Origin of the sequence: Shewanella sp. SP1S2-4 (genome assembly GCF_031932075.1) — a bacterium.
In the GTDB taxonomy this organism is placed as follows: Bacteria; Pseudomonadota; Gammaproteobacteria; order Enterobacterales; family Shewanellaceae; genus Shewanella; species Shewanella baltica.
The window spans coordinates 160,553-177,712 of the sequence record NZ_JAUOET010000001.1; the positions used below are offsets into that span (position 1 = coordinate 160,553).

The 17,160-nt window shown below is 47.6% G+C and carries 12 protein-coding genes; 7 read left to right on the forward strand and 5 right to left on the reverse strand.

Annotated features, from left to right (window positions below; translation table 11 throughout):
* Positions 1–105: 105 nt before the first annotated feature.
* A complete protein-coding gene (locus tag Q4Q52_RS00655; protein WP_311989596.1) occupies positions 106–1,476 on the reverse strand; it encodes a sigma-54 dependent transcriptional regulator in 1,371 nt (456 codons plus the stop codon).
* 249 nt (positions 1,477–1,725) lie between these two features.
* On the opposite strand from Q4Q52_RS00655, the gene Q4Q52_RS00660 reads away from it, so the two are divergent.
* Together Q4Q52_RS00660 and Q4Q52_RS00665 are read left to right on the forward strand one after the other, a co-directional pair.
* Entirely contained in the window at positions 1,726–2,181 is a 456-nt protein-coding gene (locus tag Q4Q52_RS00660; RefSeq protein ID WP_011846322.1) for a glutamyl-tRNA reductase, read from the forward strand.
* 331 nt (positions 2,182–2,512) lie between these two features.
* Positions 2,513–3,067, forward strand: coding sequence for a BON domain-containing protein (locus Q4Q52_RS00665; protein ID WP_012588155.1), 555 nt, complete (start codon positions 2,513–2,515; stop codon positions 3,065–3,067).
* Between the two features lie 360 nt (positions 3,068–3,427).
* On the opposite strand, the gene Q4Q52_RS00670 is transcribed toward Q4Q52_RS00665, so the two are convergent.
* From Q4Q52_RS00670 to Q4Q52_RS00680, 3 genes are all read right to left on the reverse strand, one after another.
* Positions 3,428–3,850, reverse strand: coding sequence for a DUF3224 domain-containing protein (locus Q4Q52_RS00670; RefSeq protein ID WP_006080939.1), 423 nt, complete (start codon positions 3,848–3,850; stop codon positions 3,428–3,430).
* A gap of 154 nt (positions 3,851–4,004) precedes the next feature.
* Complete coding sequence (locus Q4Q52_RS00675; RefSeq protein ID WP_311989597.1) at positions 4,005–4,790, reverse strand: hypothetical protein; 786 nt, start codon at positions 4,788–4,790, stop codon at positions 4,005–4,007.
* A 214-nt stretch (positions 4,791–5,004) separates the two neighbouring features.
* A complete protein-coding gene (locus Q4Q52_RS00680) occupies positions 5,005–6,132 on the reverse strand; it encodes a polysaccharide deacetylase family protein (protein WP_311989598.1) in 1,128 nt (375 codons plus the stop codon).
* Between the two features lie 343 nt (positions 6,133–6,475).
* On the opposite strand from Q4Q52_RS00680, the gene Q4Q52_RS00685 reads away from it, so the two are divergent.
* Positions 6,476–9,112, forward strand: coding sequence for a TonB-dependent receptor (locus Q4Q52_RS00685; RefSeq protein WP_311989599.1), 2,637 nt, complete (start codon positions 6,476–6,478; stop codon positions 9,110–9,112).
* A 67-nt stretch (positions 9,113–9,179) separates the two neighbouring features.
* Positions 9,180–10,700 (forward strand): tryptophan halogenase family protein, encoded by a 1,521-nt coding sequence (locus Q4Q52_RS00690; protein WP_311989600.1) that lies wholly within the window; start codon positions 9,180–9,182, stop codon positions 10,698–10,700.
* A gap of 10 nt (positions 10,701–10,710) precedes the next feature.
* On the opposite strand, the gene Q4Q52_RS00695 is transcribed toward Q4Q52_RS00690, so the two are convergent.
* Positions 10,711–11,655 carry an AraC family transcriptional regulator gene (locus Q4Q52_RS00695; protein ID WP_311989601.1) on the reverse strand — a complete coding sequence of 315 codons (945 nt, stop codon included), beginning with the start codon at positions 11,653–11,655 and terminating at the stop codon, positions 10,711–10,713.
* 539 nt (positions 11,656–12,194) lie between these two features.
* Between Q4Q52_RS00695 and Q4Q52_RS00700 the strand changes: the two genes are divergently transcribed.
* From Q4Q52_RS00700 to Q4Q52_RS00710, 3 genes are read left to right on the forward strand one after another with little or no spacing between them, the layout of a single operon-like run.
* Complete coding sequence (locus tag Q4Q52_RS00700; RefSeq protein ID WP_311989602.1) at positions 12,195–13,487, forward strand: MFS transporter; 1,293 nt, start codon at positions 12,195–12,197, stop codon at positions 13,485–13,487.
* Complete coding sequence (locus tag Q4Q52_RS00705; protein ID WP_311989603.1) at positions 13,484–14,326, forward strand: ROK family protein; 843 nt, start codon at positions 13,484–13,486, stop codon at positions 14,324–14,326. Before Q4Q52_RS00700 ends, Q4Q52_RS00705 begins: the two co-directional genes overlap by 4 nt.
* Complete coding sequence (locus Q4Q52_RS00710) at positions 14,323–17,064, forward strand: family 20 glycosylhydrolase (protein ID WP_311989604.1); 2,742 nt, start codon at positions 14,323–14,325, stop codon at positions 17,062–17,064. Before Q4Q52_RS00705 ends, Q4Q52_RS00710 begins: the two co-directional genes overlap by 4 nt.
* Positions 17,065–17,160: the final 96 nt, after the last annotated feature.

Below are 17,160 nucleotides of genomic sequence, written 5' to 3' on the forward strand. Positions count from 1 at the left end.
TGCTAGCAACCACATCAACGGTACGCTTAAGATGGCTAAAGCCGCAGGATAAAGCTCAATGAGATGTTAAACTCACTCACATCTGCGGCTTTTGAGCGCAAAAAACTATTCTACCGCCGATTCACCCGCTTCGACTTGCTGCTCGTACTTGCTGAGCTTGTTGTAAAGGGTTTTCACGCTGATCCCCAGTTGCTCGGCGGTATCGGTTTTATTGCCTTGAGTGGTTTCTAATGCTTGATAAATGGCGATTTTTTCTAAGTCATCTAAACGCATGCCCTGCGGGATAACGACTTGGTCATCGCAAGATGTCCCCATTTCACTTGCCTGTGGCAACTGTAAATGACTGGGTAAAATCTCTTGGTCTGCCAGAATATAGGCTCGCTCAATGGCATGTTTTAATTCACGCACATTACCCGACCAAGGGTACGCAGCGATCATCTGCGCACTGTCGTCAGCGAGGCTTTTATTCTGCTTTTCTGCCACGTTACGATAGGCAAGAAAATGCTGCGCCAGCCCAAGAATATCATCGCCACGTTCCCTTAAGGGTGGAACGCGGATAGGGAACTGGGCCAAACGGAAATATAAATCCTCGCGAAATTGCCCAGCCTCGATTGCCGCGGTGGGATCACGATTGGTGGCCGCCACAATCCGCACATTGGCGAGTTGCACTTTGGCACCGCCAACGGGGCGATATTCGCTATTTTCAAGCACTCTGAGTAACTTCACTTGATGCTCAATTGGCATTTCGGTGACTTCATCGAGAAATAAGGTTCCGCCTTCTGCCTGCTCAAATACGCCTTTGTGATCGCGATGAGCGCCAGTGAACGCGCCTTTTACATGGCCAAACAACTCACTATCGACCAATTCAGGGCTTAAGGCGCCGCAGTTAATCGCGATAAAAGGCTCGTTCAGCCTAGGGCTGGCAAGATGTATGGTATTGGCGACCAGCTCTTTCCCCGCCCCGCTCTCACCAATGATCAGCACATTACTGTCGGTCGCAGAGACGCGGCGAATCGTGCGATACAGCTTATGCATCGCAGCAGAGGAACCGACAAGTAAACCATATTGGTCTAGCTCGCTGGAAAAAGGCCGAGGCCGAATTGGGGATGACACTAGATACTGGGCAAAATCGGCGAAAATATCGCTGATTAACGTCATGTCGTAGGGTTTGCGAAAATGATAACCGGCAAAATGCGACATTAACTGATCAAGATTGGGGTTCGGCTGGCCGTCGGAGAGAAAAATAAACTCGATATTGGACAGAGCTACATTGTCCAGTAGCCCGAGATAATCCTCACGGCTAAGGCTGGACAGCTCAATGATGGCAACATCGACGTGATTCACCTCAAGCTGTTCTATCCAAGGTAAATCATCGACACTGCGGAGTTTATTAAAGTCGGCAGCGCCGGCGAGTTCTAAGATGGCTTGTTCGGCGTTTACATCCTGCAGGTGATAAAAAAGTGTCAATCGAGCCATGCTATCCCACTCCCTGTGTATGAAGGGCTACTGTATGTCAGTCGTGAAATTTTAACAACAGCAGCGGTAATAGTTGCCGATATTCCAAGAGGATGGCGTAATGAACCGAGAATATCAGTCTAAAAATCAGCCTGTTAACATATCATTAAAAACGAGAACAGAATATGCATGGTAGCTGAACGAAACTCAATTAGTTGACCCAAGCCGTTAAACAAGGCTATGTCGAACACTGGCATTAGGAGGCCCATAATGAAGTCTAATGTTGTGCAACATCAGACTGATATCCGCGCCGATATCATGTTGATCGATGAAATGATAACGCTCAATCAAGAAGGACTCACATTTTACAACCAAGCGATGACGTACGTCGAAGACTATAACCTTAAGCGGATTTTTTCGACCAAAGCGAATATCCACCAGCGAATGTTGAGGCGATTTGAGCAGCTGCGCCCTTTGTCTAGCGAGCCGCTTCATGGCCTGAGTCATACGATACCTGTCACTTACACTCAAGCGACAAAGTTGCTGCATCAGTGCCATATATCGCAGGCGATGGCCGCACTTGTCGTTATAGAGCAGCAAGTGTTAACCCAGATGAAGCAAGCAGTAAGGCAAGCACATCAGCCACAACTTGCCAATCAGCTCGCAGAAGGCGCCGCTTGGCTGCAAATCAGTTGCGATGGTATGAGTTCGCTCAATCCTGGTTAATCCTTTACACCTGTTTACATCAGTTTGCATTAGTGCGCATCAGTATGAGCCTCTTTACCTGGCAATATCCAGCTTTAACGCACCGCGCGACTCCACACACTATTCCGCACACACTTTACCGCACACAGTCGTGCGGTTTTTTATGCTTTAAAGATGACTCTGCTTGCCAGAAAAAATTACATTTTGTCGGTAAAAAAGACCGACTTAAACAAAAGACTCCTTCTGTCAAAATATCAAAAACAGCACATAAACACCTTAAAATCAACAACTTAACTATATTGGCACGATTCACGCATTATCTAACATCGAGAAAACAACGGAGGATATGATTATGAAAACCACAACAGCATCAGTACTAGCGACCTTACTTGTCGGTTCAATCAGTTTAAATGTCGCAGCAGCTCAAGATTGGAAGGACGGGGCTAAGGATGCTTGGATCGATGGTAAAGCTGAAACTACTTTACTGCTCAATACCAATCTCAATTCCTTTGACATTATAACGGATGTCAAAGAGGGAAACGTGACGTTAACAGGTAAAGTGGAAAGCAGTGTCGATAAAGCCCTTGCCACTGAACTGATCAAAAGTTTAGACGGCGTAAAAGATGTCGATAATCAACTCATTGTGATGAATGAGAAAGAAGGCACCAGTGAAGTTGTTGCTACTTTGACCGATTCTAAGGTTGCCACAGTCGTCAAAACCCGTTTACTGTTTTCAACCGATGTTTCCGGCACTCAGATTAATGTGGATGTCGCTAATGGTATCGTCACCTTAAAAGGTGAAGTTGCTAGCGATGCCGAACGTCAGTTAGCGCTGAAAATTGCCGAGAATACCGACGATGTGAAAAAAGTTGTCGATAAAATCAAAGTCGTTAAAAAAGCCTCTTAACGCTAGTTAAAGCTGCACTTTCTGAAACTAGCTTTCAAAAGTAGCGCTTTAACAGTCAGAGTTAAGTACAAGGCGTTAATCTTGCCTCAACTTTTGAACTCGATTGATAAGAAAAAGTAATAACAAAAAACCAGCCTAGGCTGGTTTTTTTATGTCCATTATTTCACTCAATCAAGCAAGGTTTTCTAGGCCACGTAGATAAGACTAGGTTTAAGAAAACGAAATCAAGGTAGGAAAATTGAACGACATCAGGCTAATGCTGGAAGCGATAGTACCTTAAGCGATAACACCTTAAGCAATAGTGTCTGAAACTATATTTTCAGAAACAATCATGCCTAAAAAATCATGCCTGAAGTCGCGTTAAAATGCAGGCTCAGCGCTGGCTTCAAAGCCAAACTGGAACTCATAAAAATGCTGACCATTTTCGATACTGATGGCCATAGTGCCCGTTAAGCCCTGCAACTCGCCCGCACCGGAATGGGGAACCACTTCTAAGATCAAACGGTTTTGTCCATCGGTCATAATGCCAAAATGTTGCAGCACGAAACTACCCTGCTTACCACACACCTTGCCAACCACTTGCTCAATCGCCACATAGCCAGCCGAGCCTTTGACTGACGTCATTGCACTGAGCATTTCACCTTGGCTACGGCCCTCAAGCTCGCCATAAAAGGTCTTATCTAAGCCCATACGCCCAAGCGTCACGCCGCCCACACCCGTAGCATAGGTGCTATCTGGAGTGAGCTTAACATCAAATTTTCCAGTGATTTTGCTAACTTGCATGACACTCTCCTTGTCAAAACATTATGCCAAGTCTATCTACCCGAGAATACTTGCCGCTGCGGCAAGCATCACACACGGAACGAAAAATAACTTAGCACAAGCCTGCGCAGATCCATAATGCATTTACTCCCGACCCGTTGCGCACGACTACTCACTACTGAGTTATGTTAGTGATGCCAGTTTCGCTCACAGTCACCTCTAAGGTTTTAACGATTTCAGGGCTTTCAGACATAGGTTGGTCAGGCGCTCTATCGCGATAAGTCACGGCAATTTTGAACGGAGCTTCGAAGGGATAAACAGGTTCAATACTGTCCACCTCGATGCGATCTCCCAGCATGACGCTGCCTAAATGCTTCAAGTTATTGTGTTCAAAATCGAGGCTAAACAAGCCAAGATACCAAAATGCCCCCGAACCTTGGGTCGTCACAATAAACGGTGCCACAAAGGGCATAGTCTGCATTTTAGGATCATCTTGAATTGGCGCGTCACTCTGGGTATCAGGCTCTAAAGCGGGATCGAAATTTAACGGCGTAATGCGCAAATAATCCAGTAATACTCGACCTTTTACCTCGCCATCTTGATAATCGCCCATCGCAAATTCCGTTTGCTTGATCTTAATAAAATGGGTCAAGGCAACCGATTTACCGCCCTCTGGTAGGGTAATTTCAAACGGGTTAGCGGTATTTAAGCTAAAGAGTTTAAGCATCACTTCCGACGCATTCGCCACCGGCTTAACCTCAAGCGGTGTCACCACTTCGACCTCATTGGCCTGTGCCTGCGTTTTTTCCTGCGCCATGGCCTCGTCGTATTGCATGACCTTACCATCTTCCATCACCATATAAATATCATCATTGGTCATGTTGAAACGGTAAATACCTGCGGCGAGTATGGCTAATATCACTAAGGTGCCCGCTAAGGTTAACTTTACAAACGTACTCATTTTCTCTCCCCAATCGCGCGCTTTGTGCACTGCTTTTCTAACACTGATCAACTTCAAATCAATGTCGGAGCAGTATTACAGATACTGAGTTAAAGCGGAGTGGGTAAAGTGTAAAAAAGTGACGCTATTTTGAGTTTTGTCAGGCTAAGTTCAGCAACATACCCTTTACTCGGCCAATATAATGGGCCGAGTAAATACTCAGCCCAAGACTTAGCTACTTCTCGTTTTTCCACAAGGCTGGGGTTTGGTTCGGTTGCCAATTACTTTGGGAGAAATGGGCTTGCACTAAGGAATAGATTTTATCTTGATACGAGACAAAATCAGGCTGCTGATAATCATGCTGATCCTGCCAAGCGGGGGCATAGTTATCTAGCGTGTCGAAACGGTATCCTTGGCGCTGCGCCTCTTCCACAAAGCGTTTAATTTTAGGCAAGTTGATGGTCGCACCTTGGCCACGGTGGGCATTTTCAAACAGGAAGTCGTGGGTCAAGATCACCACTTTACCGTCGTGCAAACCATCGCTACAGTCTAAGTTCTGCGTGCGACTGTTAAGAGGGTTCATTGTGGTGCCCGCACAGGTGTTGATCACTTGATTGATTTTATCCACCAGCTCAACCCCATCGGCCATAGATTCGGCTGGAAAAGCCACGCCCCAATCCTCAGGCCCCCAATCAAAGTCCCAACCAAATATTTTATAGTCACTCTCGGCGAGCATGTTTTGAATTTGCACCGCAACTTGCGAACTGTTCGTTGAGGTTTCGGCGGTACAAGCAAAAGCAGGGTCCCAAGGCGGCACAGTATCAGAGGTGGCACACAAGCCGTCACCTTTAAGTTTACTGGTCACTCGCCAGCCATTGGTATAGGGCAAACGAGCCAACTTTGTCATCTTGTTGTTAGGATAACTGGCGGCATTAGGGATAAGCTCAACCACTTTGGCGGTGTTCGTCACAAAGTAGGTAAAGTCGGTGGCCGCATCTTGATAGGATTTCACCGGCCATAGACCCACTTGATTGCAATAAACCGCCCCCGATTGCACGCCATCGGTGCAGTTATGCAGCATATGATCGTAACTGTGGTTTGCCAGAATATGGCCATCGTCTAATAAACGTTGCAGGGCGACAGCCGCTAACGCTTCGTTTTCATCCCCTTCGCCATACATATGAAAAGCATTGATAAAGAAGGTCGCCTTGATATTGGCGTCTTTTAAGGCGTCTAACAGTCCTAATGTCGCATCAATTGGACCATCATCAAAGGTGAGGTAAATGGTTTTATCGCTGGCGTGGGCAACACTTAAGCTCGCTAAACAAAGTCCAACTGCGGCGGCTATCGATTTCAGTTTCATGATCTCATCCTGTAGATAATGCTTAAAGCTAATTTTTAAAATTAATGAGTTAATGCCCATTGTGTCCAAACTCGCACACAGTGGCGGCACTCATTCGCTCGGCATCTCTATAGTGAGTAATCCAGCTGGCGTTAGTTATACCATCCTAGCAACAAGCCATACTTTTCTACGCTAAGTCGATAAATCTCCCATCACTACTCAAGTTGAAATCACCGCCGCCCTCGCGTTAAACACAATAGAAAAATACCAATCCTAGTGTGAAAAGTACCGCATCAACAATTCGATAACAGGTAAGTTAACTGAAGAAAAAAACAACACTAAAGCACTACAGGGACGCTATAACATGTCAGAAGGTCAACTATTTAAGAGCTCTTTGCTCGCATTGTGTATCGCTAACGCCTTATTCGGGATGAGCTCAACCGCAGTCGCGGCAGAGCAACAAGAGGCAACGGCAGAAAATATGGAGGTGATCCAAGTACGCGGCATACGTCGCTCGATTGAAGCCTCAATGAATACCAAACGCTTCGCCGACTCCACGGTCGATGCCATCACCTCGGAAGACATAGGTAAGTTTCCCGATAAAAACATCGGTGATGCGCTACAGCGAATTTCTGGGGTGACGGTCGATAGGCAATACGGCGAAGTAAGCGGCGTCACTATTCGCGGTACAGCGCCAGAGCAGAGCCGTATTTTGCTTAACGGTCAAACCGTTGCTAGCACTTCTTGGTATGACCTTGGTCCTGCCACTCGTACCTTCAATATGGAATTGTTGTCGGCCGAGCAAGTGAACGCCGTTGAAGTGCACAAAACCCCGACTGCCAGACTTGAAGAAGGTGCGCTGGGCGGCACTGTCGATCTCAAAACCCGCAAGCCCTTAGATCTCGATGCCCACACCTATCAAGTCGCTGGCGAGCTGAGCCAAAGCAGCCTGTACGATGAAACAGACCCGAGTGGCTCTTTCCTTGGGAGCTGGAAAAATGACGACGAAAAGTTCGGCATTTTAGGCGCCTATTCAGTAGAAAAAATTACCAGCGGCCGCCAAGTACTGGAATCTCTCAGTGGTTATTATGAATACTTCGCCGCCGATCCTGCGCAAAATCAAGAATCTACCGTTGGTGCTTGGGGCATTGGCTCGCAGGCCTTTAGAGCCGAACGTGAACGGACCAGCGCCCAAGTCACACTGCAATTTGCACCAACTGACAATACCGAGTTCACCTTAGATTACTTTAATTTTGAACTCGATATCCCCCACGTAAACCACAACTTCTTAACCGTTGGCGCGCGCGGTTCAGGCTCCACCAACGTAGTGAACAATGCCCAAGGCGGCACGGCATCGGCAACGATTCTGCCGGCGTATGCGTCGATTATTTATAACCCTGTGGTGCGCCACGCGGTCAATATGAAATCTGAAGTACTCAACTTAACCGGAAAATACGTCGGGGACAGTTTTACGATTAGCGGCGTCATTGGCCAATCGACCTCTGATGGCGGCACCCAAGGCGGTTCATCTTCTTGGTGGATCCCAGCGACAGATCAAGGCGGTAAAATTGGCGATCCCGCCTTCCCTAATGGTCAAGGCAGTGTCGATGGTGGCTTTAGTTACGATGCCACCGGTCCCTACCAAGTGGTGCTGACGAGTTTAGATGCCAACGATGCCAGCCAATTCAAGCACGCCCAAGAGGCGAACTACGAAACCACAGTGCAAGATCATAAAGTGACCTACGCACAGACCGATTTCGAATATCAACTCGACCATGATTTTATTAACAAAATTGCGGTCGGGATTAAGTACAACACCAGTGATTTCGAGCGTAATGCCTTCAACCGTAACCCCGCAGAAATTCTAGGTTTCGTGCCTAATGGCAACCTCGCTAACTGGAGCGATGGCGTGCTGTCTGGGCTACATTCCCAGAGCGGCGGCAATGTACTCGACTCCTATGCCAAGTTAGATGAAGACAAATGGTGGGCCTTTATCAGCGAGAAATACGCCAATGGCGAGTTAGTGGAAGTCGCCGATCTCGGTAACACCTTCACTGTTGAAGAGGATATGTTGGCCCTGTATGCCCAAGCGGATTTCAGCGGCGAATTCTACCGTGGTAACTTTGGCGTGCGTTACGTTAACACAGACCAAACCTCAACCGGTTTTGCCGATGGCAAGCCCTACAATGAATCCGTCAATTACGATAATTGGCTACCGAGCATCAACGTCGCCTTCGATCTGCAAGAAGACTTAATCCTACGTGCTTCGGCCTCTTCCGTGATGGCACGTAACAACTACAGCGATCTTAAACCTGGCTTAGCCATAGCAAAAAACTTTGGTACTGCGACCGGCGGCAATCCAAATTTAAAACCCTATAAGGCGAATCAAGCCGACCTTGGCATCGAATGGTACTTCACTGAATCTTCTATGTTGTCGGCGGCCCTGTTCTACAAAGATATTGATAACGTAGTGTTTGTCACTGAGTCGACGCAATATATCGAAGGTTGCGGCGCGTCAGAATCCGAGTGGGATAAATGCCGAGTCACAGCTCCAGCCAACGGCGGCAGCGGCTCAGTGACTGGGCTTGAAATCCAGCTTCAACATAACTTTGAAAGCGGTTTTGGCTTCTTGACCAACTACACCTATGTTGACAGTAAGAGCACTCGCCCCGATGGCACTGAACAGATGATTGAAGGCGTATCTGAAAACTCCTTCAACGGTTCACTCTTCTACGAAGATGATCTGTTCAGTGCCCGTATCGCCTATAACTGGCGTTCAGAATACTTAGGCGTGGGTAACATTCAAAACGTGTTAAACGACAGCTATCAACAAGTCGATGCCTCGATTATTTGGCATGCAATGGAGAACTTAGATGTTTCACTCGAAGGGGTAAACTTAACCAATGAAGTGGTGCAATCCTATGATGTTAAATACGAATTGACCCAAAACACCATCGAATTTGGTTCGCGTTATTTCGTCGGTGCCAGCTACAAATTTTAAACTTGAGTCACACCATAGCCGACCTTAGGGTCGGCTTTTTGCGTTGATAATGCAGCGGGGATAAGCCATGAAAGTGAAACAAGCAATCAGAAAAATCATTATCTTAGGTGGCGGCACCGCAGGCTGGATGGCCGCGGCCGCCCTCGTGAATAACCCCGTATTTGCCGCCATTGAACTCTGTTTAGTGGAATCGGACAACATAGGCACTATCGGCGTTGGCGAAGGCTCGACGCCACACCTAAAACGCTTTATGGACAACTTAGGCATCAGCGAAAAAGATTGGATGGAGCAATGCCACGCCAGCTATAAAACCGGCATCGACTTTATCAATTGGAATGGTGACGGCCAGCAATATTTCCACCCCTTCTATTTTCAAATGGATGTAAAACCCGCCGAAGTCTTTTTTATCAACGCCAATGCAAGACGCCGAGGGCATGGCAATGCCGTTAAACCTGATGCGTTTTTCTCTAGCGGCGTACTGGCCAAACACAATCTCAGTCCAAGGCCGAATAAAACACTGCCCTGCACCAACGAATACGGCTATCACTTCGATGCCACTGAGCTGGCCAACTACTTAAAAGATTATGCCTGCCAACGCGGCGTACGGCAGATCATTGCTGATGTGGTCGAGGTTTCAACCTCCCAACACCAGCAGATTGAGACGCTGATCCTGGCAAATGGCGAACGACTGAGCGCCGACTTTTTCATCGATGCCAGCGGCTTTAGCGCTAAGTTAATTCATAAAGCCCTAGGCGTGCCCTTTCAATCTTTCGCCGAGGAGTTGCTCAACGACAGCGCCGTCACTGTACCTATACCTACATTAATGGACTCCACTCAAACGCAGCAAGCCAAAGCACAGCAGGCCAAGTACCATACCCGCGCCACGGCGCTCAGTGCGGGCTGGCTATGGCAAATCCCCCTCACCCACAGGCTTGGCAATGGCTATGTTTATAGTAGTCGCCACCTCAGTGCCAATGCCGCGGCTAAGGAATTATTGCACAGTGTAAATTTACCCGAGTCGACCCAAGTGCGGTTTCTCAAGCTGCGGGTCGGCGTCAGTGACAAGGCTTGGCACAACAATGTACTGGCGATTGGGCTTGCGCAAAGTTTTATCGAGCCGCTCGAAGCCACGTCCATCATGATGACTCAGTTCACCCTTGAAAGATTTATGTCGTTATTCGAGCGCTATCAATTGAATAAGCAGGCAGAGACCTTAAGTCGGCAAACACTCAATCAGGCTGTCATGCAGTTAGTGCTCGGCATAAAGGATTATATTCAGGCCCATTATGTCACCAGCCAGCGCAGCGAAGCCTATTGGGTCGCAGCGAAAAAAGTCGCCATTTCCCAAAGGTTGACGCAACTGTTGCAAGCTTGGTATCAAGGGGAAGACTTTGATCTGCTGCTTTACCAATACGACCAGCAACTCGCCTACTTTCGCCCCTCTTGGTATGCACTGTTAGCGGGAATGGATTACCGCGACCCCAAACTGAAGCGCCCATTTGAGCCGATTTCAACGGAGATCACGGCGCAGGCGATAAGCTACTGCCAGACCTTAGTGGAGCAGTATTTTCAGCCTAAGTATTCGTGATAGTAAAGGGTTAAATCGCCCTTTGTTTACTGCTAAAGCGCTGACGAAAACGACTCGGCGTGACGCCTTTAAATTGAATAAAACGCCGATTAAAATTAGATAAGTTATTGAAGCCACACTGATCGCTGATGGTTGAAATCGGGCTCTGGTTCGAGAGTAATAACTTGCACGCCTTAGCGATCCTGAGTTGATTGATAAACTCTGTTAAGGTTTTCTCGGTGCGTTTTTTAAAGAAGCGATGAAAGTGATTGGTGCTCATGTGCGCCAACTTTGCCAAATCCTGTGCCGACAAGGCCTGAGTGTAATTGTCATAAATATGCTCGATCACTTTATCGAGCTTTTTCACGGTAAAGTCGAGTTTACTGCCGTGGGTGAACAAGGTGCTGGACAAGAGCTCTTGCTGACTATCCTGTTGTAATAACGCTAATAATTCCAATAACAAAATATAGCGTTTAAAGGGATTGGCCGTCTCCATCGCGATAAACACACTATGGGCTTTGCGCGCCGTTTCCTCACTAAATAACACGCCCCGTTTTGCATGGGTCAAAAGAGAATGCAAGGATGCTAACTCGCGCTGCTCATTCACAATTTGATGTAACCAGGCTGCGGGGATTTGTGCCACATAGACGACTTCCTTCACTCGATTTTTCGAAGCGGAGCCCATCAAAACGGGCTCTTTCAAACCGTCATCCTTTGAAACCTCGTCAGTTAAAACATCAAGGTTAGCCTCGGATTGCCAGCCGTGGGGCATGTCAGGGCCGATGATCACTAAATCATAATCGCCATAGCGGGCAATATGATCGCCCACATAACGCATGCCATAACTGTTGAGGGTTAAGCAGATTTCGTACTCGGGGTGATAATGCCAGTTGAGATCCATGTGGTCCCATTCATAGCGAAAGTAACGCCAAGAGCTGTTTTCATCGGGGATCACTTTTTCACACAGAGGTTTCATCCATTAAACTCCAGTTACTCATTCCTTTACCTTAGCTTCAATCAACTCTTACAGATCAACGCCACTCACTCAAGCTAGCCGTTATGCCATCCTGTTAAATTATTCAATCACTTAGACCTTATTTTTAATGCCAGCCTTAACCTATCAGCTCGGCGAAATCGCTGTGCCTCGCGCACTATTGTCTATAGCAAGTCAGCCCTACAGTGATACCCAACTCCGTTACTCTAATACTATTCTATCCAATGTTAATTAAAGGTAACTATTTTACAAGCAAACACTTTATCAGCAGATACTAAAACACGGTTTTACCTATGCCTATTCGCAGCAGCTATCTGCAACTCGTATCTATCACCATTATCTATCGCCAGTATCTACAAGTATCTACAGCCCGTATTAACTGCACCTGATGTAAATCAGCTAAATCAGCACAAACACAATTTGACTATGTGAGAATAGTATCGACAGAGGCACCATTCGTATCACCACCAAAGTGAGCGTCAGGCCACAATGAATTTCACTTAATTCAATTGGCTAAGCACATGAAACACAAACTCATCATACTGTTTGTCCTCTGCACTTTCTTTGTAATTTCCTTGATGACCAACAGCATGGGGCCGATTTTCCCTGCGTTAATTGACAGTTATGCTATCGGCCTGACGTTAGCGGGGTTATTTCCCTTTGCGTTTTTTATCGCCTACGGCGTGACATCGATTCCTGCGGGGATTTTGGTGGACAAGTACGGTGAAAAACGGGTGATCATCTTAGCCTTTAGCCTAGCGTTTATCGGCGCCGTGACTTTTGTGTGTCTGCCCACCTTTAGCATCGCCATGTTTAGCCTGTTTTGTATTGGCACTGGCATGAGTTTATTGCAGGTAGCAGTGAATCCCTTACTGCGCCAAGCCGCGGGGCCTGAGCACTTTGCCTTTTTCTCCGTACTGGCCCAACTCGCCTTTGGCGGCGCCGCAACCTTAGCGCCGCTGGTGTATCAGCATTTTGTCGCCTTAGATCAAGCCAGTGTTGCATCAGCCAACTATGTGCAACAGCTATTGCCAGAGAACATGAGTTGGCTCGCCATGTACTGGTTATTTGCCGTGGTCGCGCTCGCCATGGTGCTCTTTGCAAGCCTAGTGAAGATGCCCAAAGTGGATAAATTGGCGGATGAGTCGGCGGGTGCACTGGAGACCCATTTACGCCTTTTCAAAGATAAAACCGTTTTGAAATTCTTCTTCGCTATCGCCGCCTACGTCGCACTTGAACAAGGGCTTGCTAATAGTATCTCAGTCTTTTTGTCGCAATATCATGGCCTTGATACCTTAAGTGTCGGCGCCAATGTGGTTAGCGATTTTTGGTTTTACATGACGCTCGGCTGCCTACTCGGTTTGCTGCTACTTAAGCTTATCGACAGTCAGATCTTGCTGCTCAGTTTTTCCCTTAGTTCACTGGTTTGTTTTCTGGTGGCGATTTGGGGACCGAGCCAACTAGCATTAATTTGTTTCCCATTGGTTGGCTTTTTCATTTCTATCATGTGGTCAGTGATCTTCTCGCTGGCGCTCAATTCTCGCGCCCAAGATCATGGATCATTCGCTGGCATTCTCTGCACTGGCATTATCGGCGGCGCGTTTATCTCGCCGATCATTGGTGTTATCAGTGAGCTGTCCGGCGAGTTACGGTTCGGGATGTTAGTGCTGTTAATCCCTATGGCTTACATAGGTTATATCGCGCTAACGGCTCGCCCCTTGATTAAAAACACCACCCTATTTTCAACAAAAGCGGCATCAAAGAATGACGAGCCGATGGCGACAACCAACACGAGAGGCAACAAGCTATTATGAGCGTCCTATGTTTAGATCTTGGGGGAACTAAACTGATGTTGGCACAGGTGGAAGGTAAAACCTTACTCGACACTTGGCGGTATCCCGTTCCCGCCGATGGCAATTTCGAACAATTATTCGATTTCCTCGTGACCTGTATCCACAGCCACCTCACGCCTGAAACCTATGGTATTTCCATCGGGATACCCGGCATGGTGGATATGCACAGCGGCACTTTACTCGAAGTGCTCAACATCCCTGCGCTGACAGCAACGCAGTTAGCCCAGCAGCTTAAAAATACCTTTGAGATGGATGTGGTTGTAAATAACGATGCGAACCTCTTTGCCCTTGGTGAAGCTGTGCTCAATCACAATCAAGACATGCTCGGGATTACCTTAGGCACAGGCGTGGGCGCTGGGGTGATTTTTAATGGTCAGCTGTATTCGGGTAAACATTGCGCCGCAGGTGAAATCGGCAGTTTGAGTTATCGCGATGGCATTATTGAGCACTACTGCTCGGGGCAATACTTCACCGTTCATCACCAGATGAGTGGCGAGCATTTGTACCAAAAAGCCTGTGAAGGTGACAGCCAAGCGCTGCAAGCCTTCGTCCATTTTGGTGAACACTTGGCGCACATGATCGCCCAAACCTTACTGGTATACGATCCCAAAGATATCATCCTTGGCGGCTCAGTCAGTCAAAGCTTTCCCTTTTTTATTGAGGCGCTTAAACAAAAATTGCAGAGCTTAGTCTATGGCCCGCAACTGGCGGACTTGACGATTTCAGCCAGTCAACATCACAATGCAGCACTCATAGGCGCGGCGCAGTGGTTTTTACAACAAAAGGACTCAGTTAAGTGAAAGGACTAACGAAAGGGAAAGGTAAAATAAAGTGGCAGAGGATTAAGACGGCCTTAGTCAGCGGCATAATGGCAGTGCTTCCCTTGGGGCCAGTGCTTTCAATATTTATTATGCCATCGGTACAGGCCGCCAACGCCGTGCAGGAGGCAAATCATGTCGCACTTAATCAATTGGCCGATAAACTTCAGCTAAGTTATCAGTTAACCGCCAGTTATCTTGAAACCTGTCCCGCTAAAGAAACCCAATGCTATCGCTCTGCCATTGAGCTAACCCTGCCCACTCAGCTATCCAACGACAAGTTATCCAACGAAGAGCTAAATCATGGCGATTGGCAAATTTATTTCAGCCAACTATCGCCCGTTTATTTTGTCGATGCGGGTGACTTTAACATTGAACATATCAATGGCGATTTACACAAAATCACTCCTAAAGCCAGTTTTAAGGGTTTCGTCGCCAATCAAGTTTATCGTATTGAGTTTTATAGCAAAGGCAGCCAAATCACCCGTTCCGAGTTTATGCCAAACTTCTTTGTCGCTATGGGCTATAAGGCGCAGGTAATAAAGAGCACTCAAACAAGGCGCGATCCAGAAACGGGTTTAGCCGAGCAAGACTACCTGGCGCCTTTTAATGCCGAGAAACAATTCTTACTGGCAAAAAACGATGCAACCCCCTTTGCCGATGGCCAGTATTTAGCCGAGCAATATCAAGCCTTAGCCGCAGACAAAGCACCTGACATTAGCGGCAAACTTATCCCCACGCCACTTCATAGCCAAAGCCTAAACTCGGCGCCTTTATCCCTTGCTAAAGGTTATCGACTCGCGGCTGCAACTGTCGATTTTAAGGGCCGGCAGGCGGCGTTGGATTACCTCGATTCTTTAGGCTTTTCGGCCAAGGACAAAGGCACGCCGCTGTTATTGCAACTCGATACTCAAGCTCCTAAAGTCGCCAGCACTGAAGCCCATGATAGTGAAATTAAAAACAGCGAAGCCTATCGGTTAACCATAACGGCCGAGCAAATCAGTATTCGAGCGAGCAGTGAAGCGGGACTCTTCTATGGCATACAAAGCCTAGCTGGGCTGATCAGTTTAAGTGACGATCAACTGGTCGCCATCGAGATCCAAGACCAGCCTCGCTACGCCTTTCGCGGCCTGCACATCGATTTAGCCCGTAACTTCCACTCGCTCGATTTTATCAAACGCATTATTCCACAGCTCGCCGCCTATAAAATCAATAAGCTGCATTTGCACTTAGCCGACGATGAAGGCTGGCGTTTAGCCATACCCGGCTTACCCGAACTGACCGATGTGGGTGCAAAACGTTGTTTCGATTTAACCGAGCAAAGCTGTTTATTGCCACAACTGGGCAGTGGCATAGCGGACGTAAACCCCGTCGATGGCTACTTAACCGTGGCGCAATACCAAGCAATATTACAACTGGCTGATGCTCACCATATCGAAGTGATCCCTTCACTGGACATGCCGGGGCATTCACGCGCCGCAATAAAATCCATGGAGGCGCGTTATCACCATTACCTAGCAAAAGGAGATAAAGCTAAGGCGGAGGAGTTTTTACTGACTGAATTTGCAGATAAAACCCAATATTCGTCGATTCAGTATTATCACGACAATACACTCAATGTGTGCTTGGCGAGCACCTACCACTTTATCGATACTGTGATTGATGAAGTTAAAAAGATGCACCAAGCCGTAGGCGTTCCCTTAGTGCATTACCACATAGGTGCCGATGAAACCGCGGGCGCTTGGGTCGAATCTCCAGCGTGTATCGCAATGCAGCAACAAAAAACCGATGAGTTAGCCGGACTGCATTCGCTCAATGGTTACTTTATCGAGCGCGTCGCTAATATGCTGGCAGATAAAGGGATTATTGCCGCAGGTTGGAATGATGGCATGGGTGAAGTTCGCCCCGAAAACATGCCCGCCCAAGTGCAATCTAATGCTTGGTCGCTGATTTCGGATAACGGTCATCAAATCGCCCATAAGCAAGCCAATTTAGGCTGGAAGGTGGTGATTTCAACGCCAGAAGTCACCTATTTTGATTTCCCCTATGCTAGCCATCCAGATGAGCGCGGCAATCATTGGGCCTCGAGGGCAATAGACAGTTTTAAGGTGTTTAGCTTTATGCCAGACAACCTGCCCGCCCACGCCGAGCGCTGGCGTAACACTTTTAATCAGCCCTTTACCTCAGATGATACTCAAAGCCAATTGCATGCTGGCCGCGGTTTTTATGGCTTGCAGGGGCATCTTTGGAGCGAAATGGTGCAATCGGATGAGCAAGCAGAATACATGCTATTCCCGCGCATGGTCGCCCTCGCAGAGCGGGCATGGCATAAGGCGCCATGGGAATTAGCCTATGATTATCAAGGTAAAATCTATAGTCAGCAAACTCAACATTTTGCCCGCCAACTCAATGACCAAGCCGAGCAAGTGCTCAAACAGGATTGGCAAACCTTTGCCGCGGTTTACGCCAATAAAGTGCAACCTAAGTTAGCAAAAGCGGGAGTTTTCTATCGCATAGCACCGCCTGGAATACGTGTTGAACATCAGCAGTTAGTGCTCAATAGCTTATATCCCAATGCCGAGTTGGAATACCAACTCGACTCAGGACCTTGGCTAAGCTACCGCCATGCTTTCAAGCTTAATGATGTCAAACACATCCGCGCCAGAGTCAAAGATGGCGCGCGTTACTCTCGCCCATCGACGTGGCAAAGCTCCCTCTAATCGTTCATCGCACAATGTCGGCCATCACATATGATGGCCGACGTGTTAACGCCCAACTGATGCCGCTGATATTTGTTTTTTTGAAACGCTCACGTT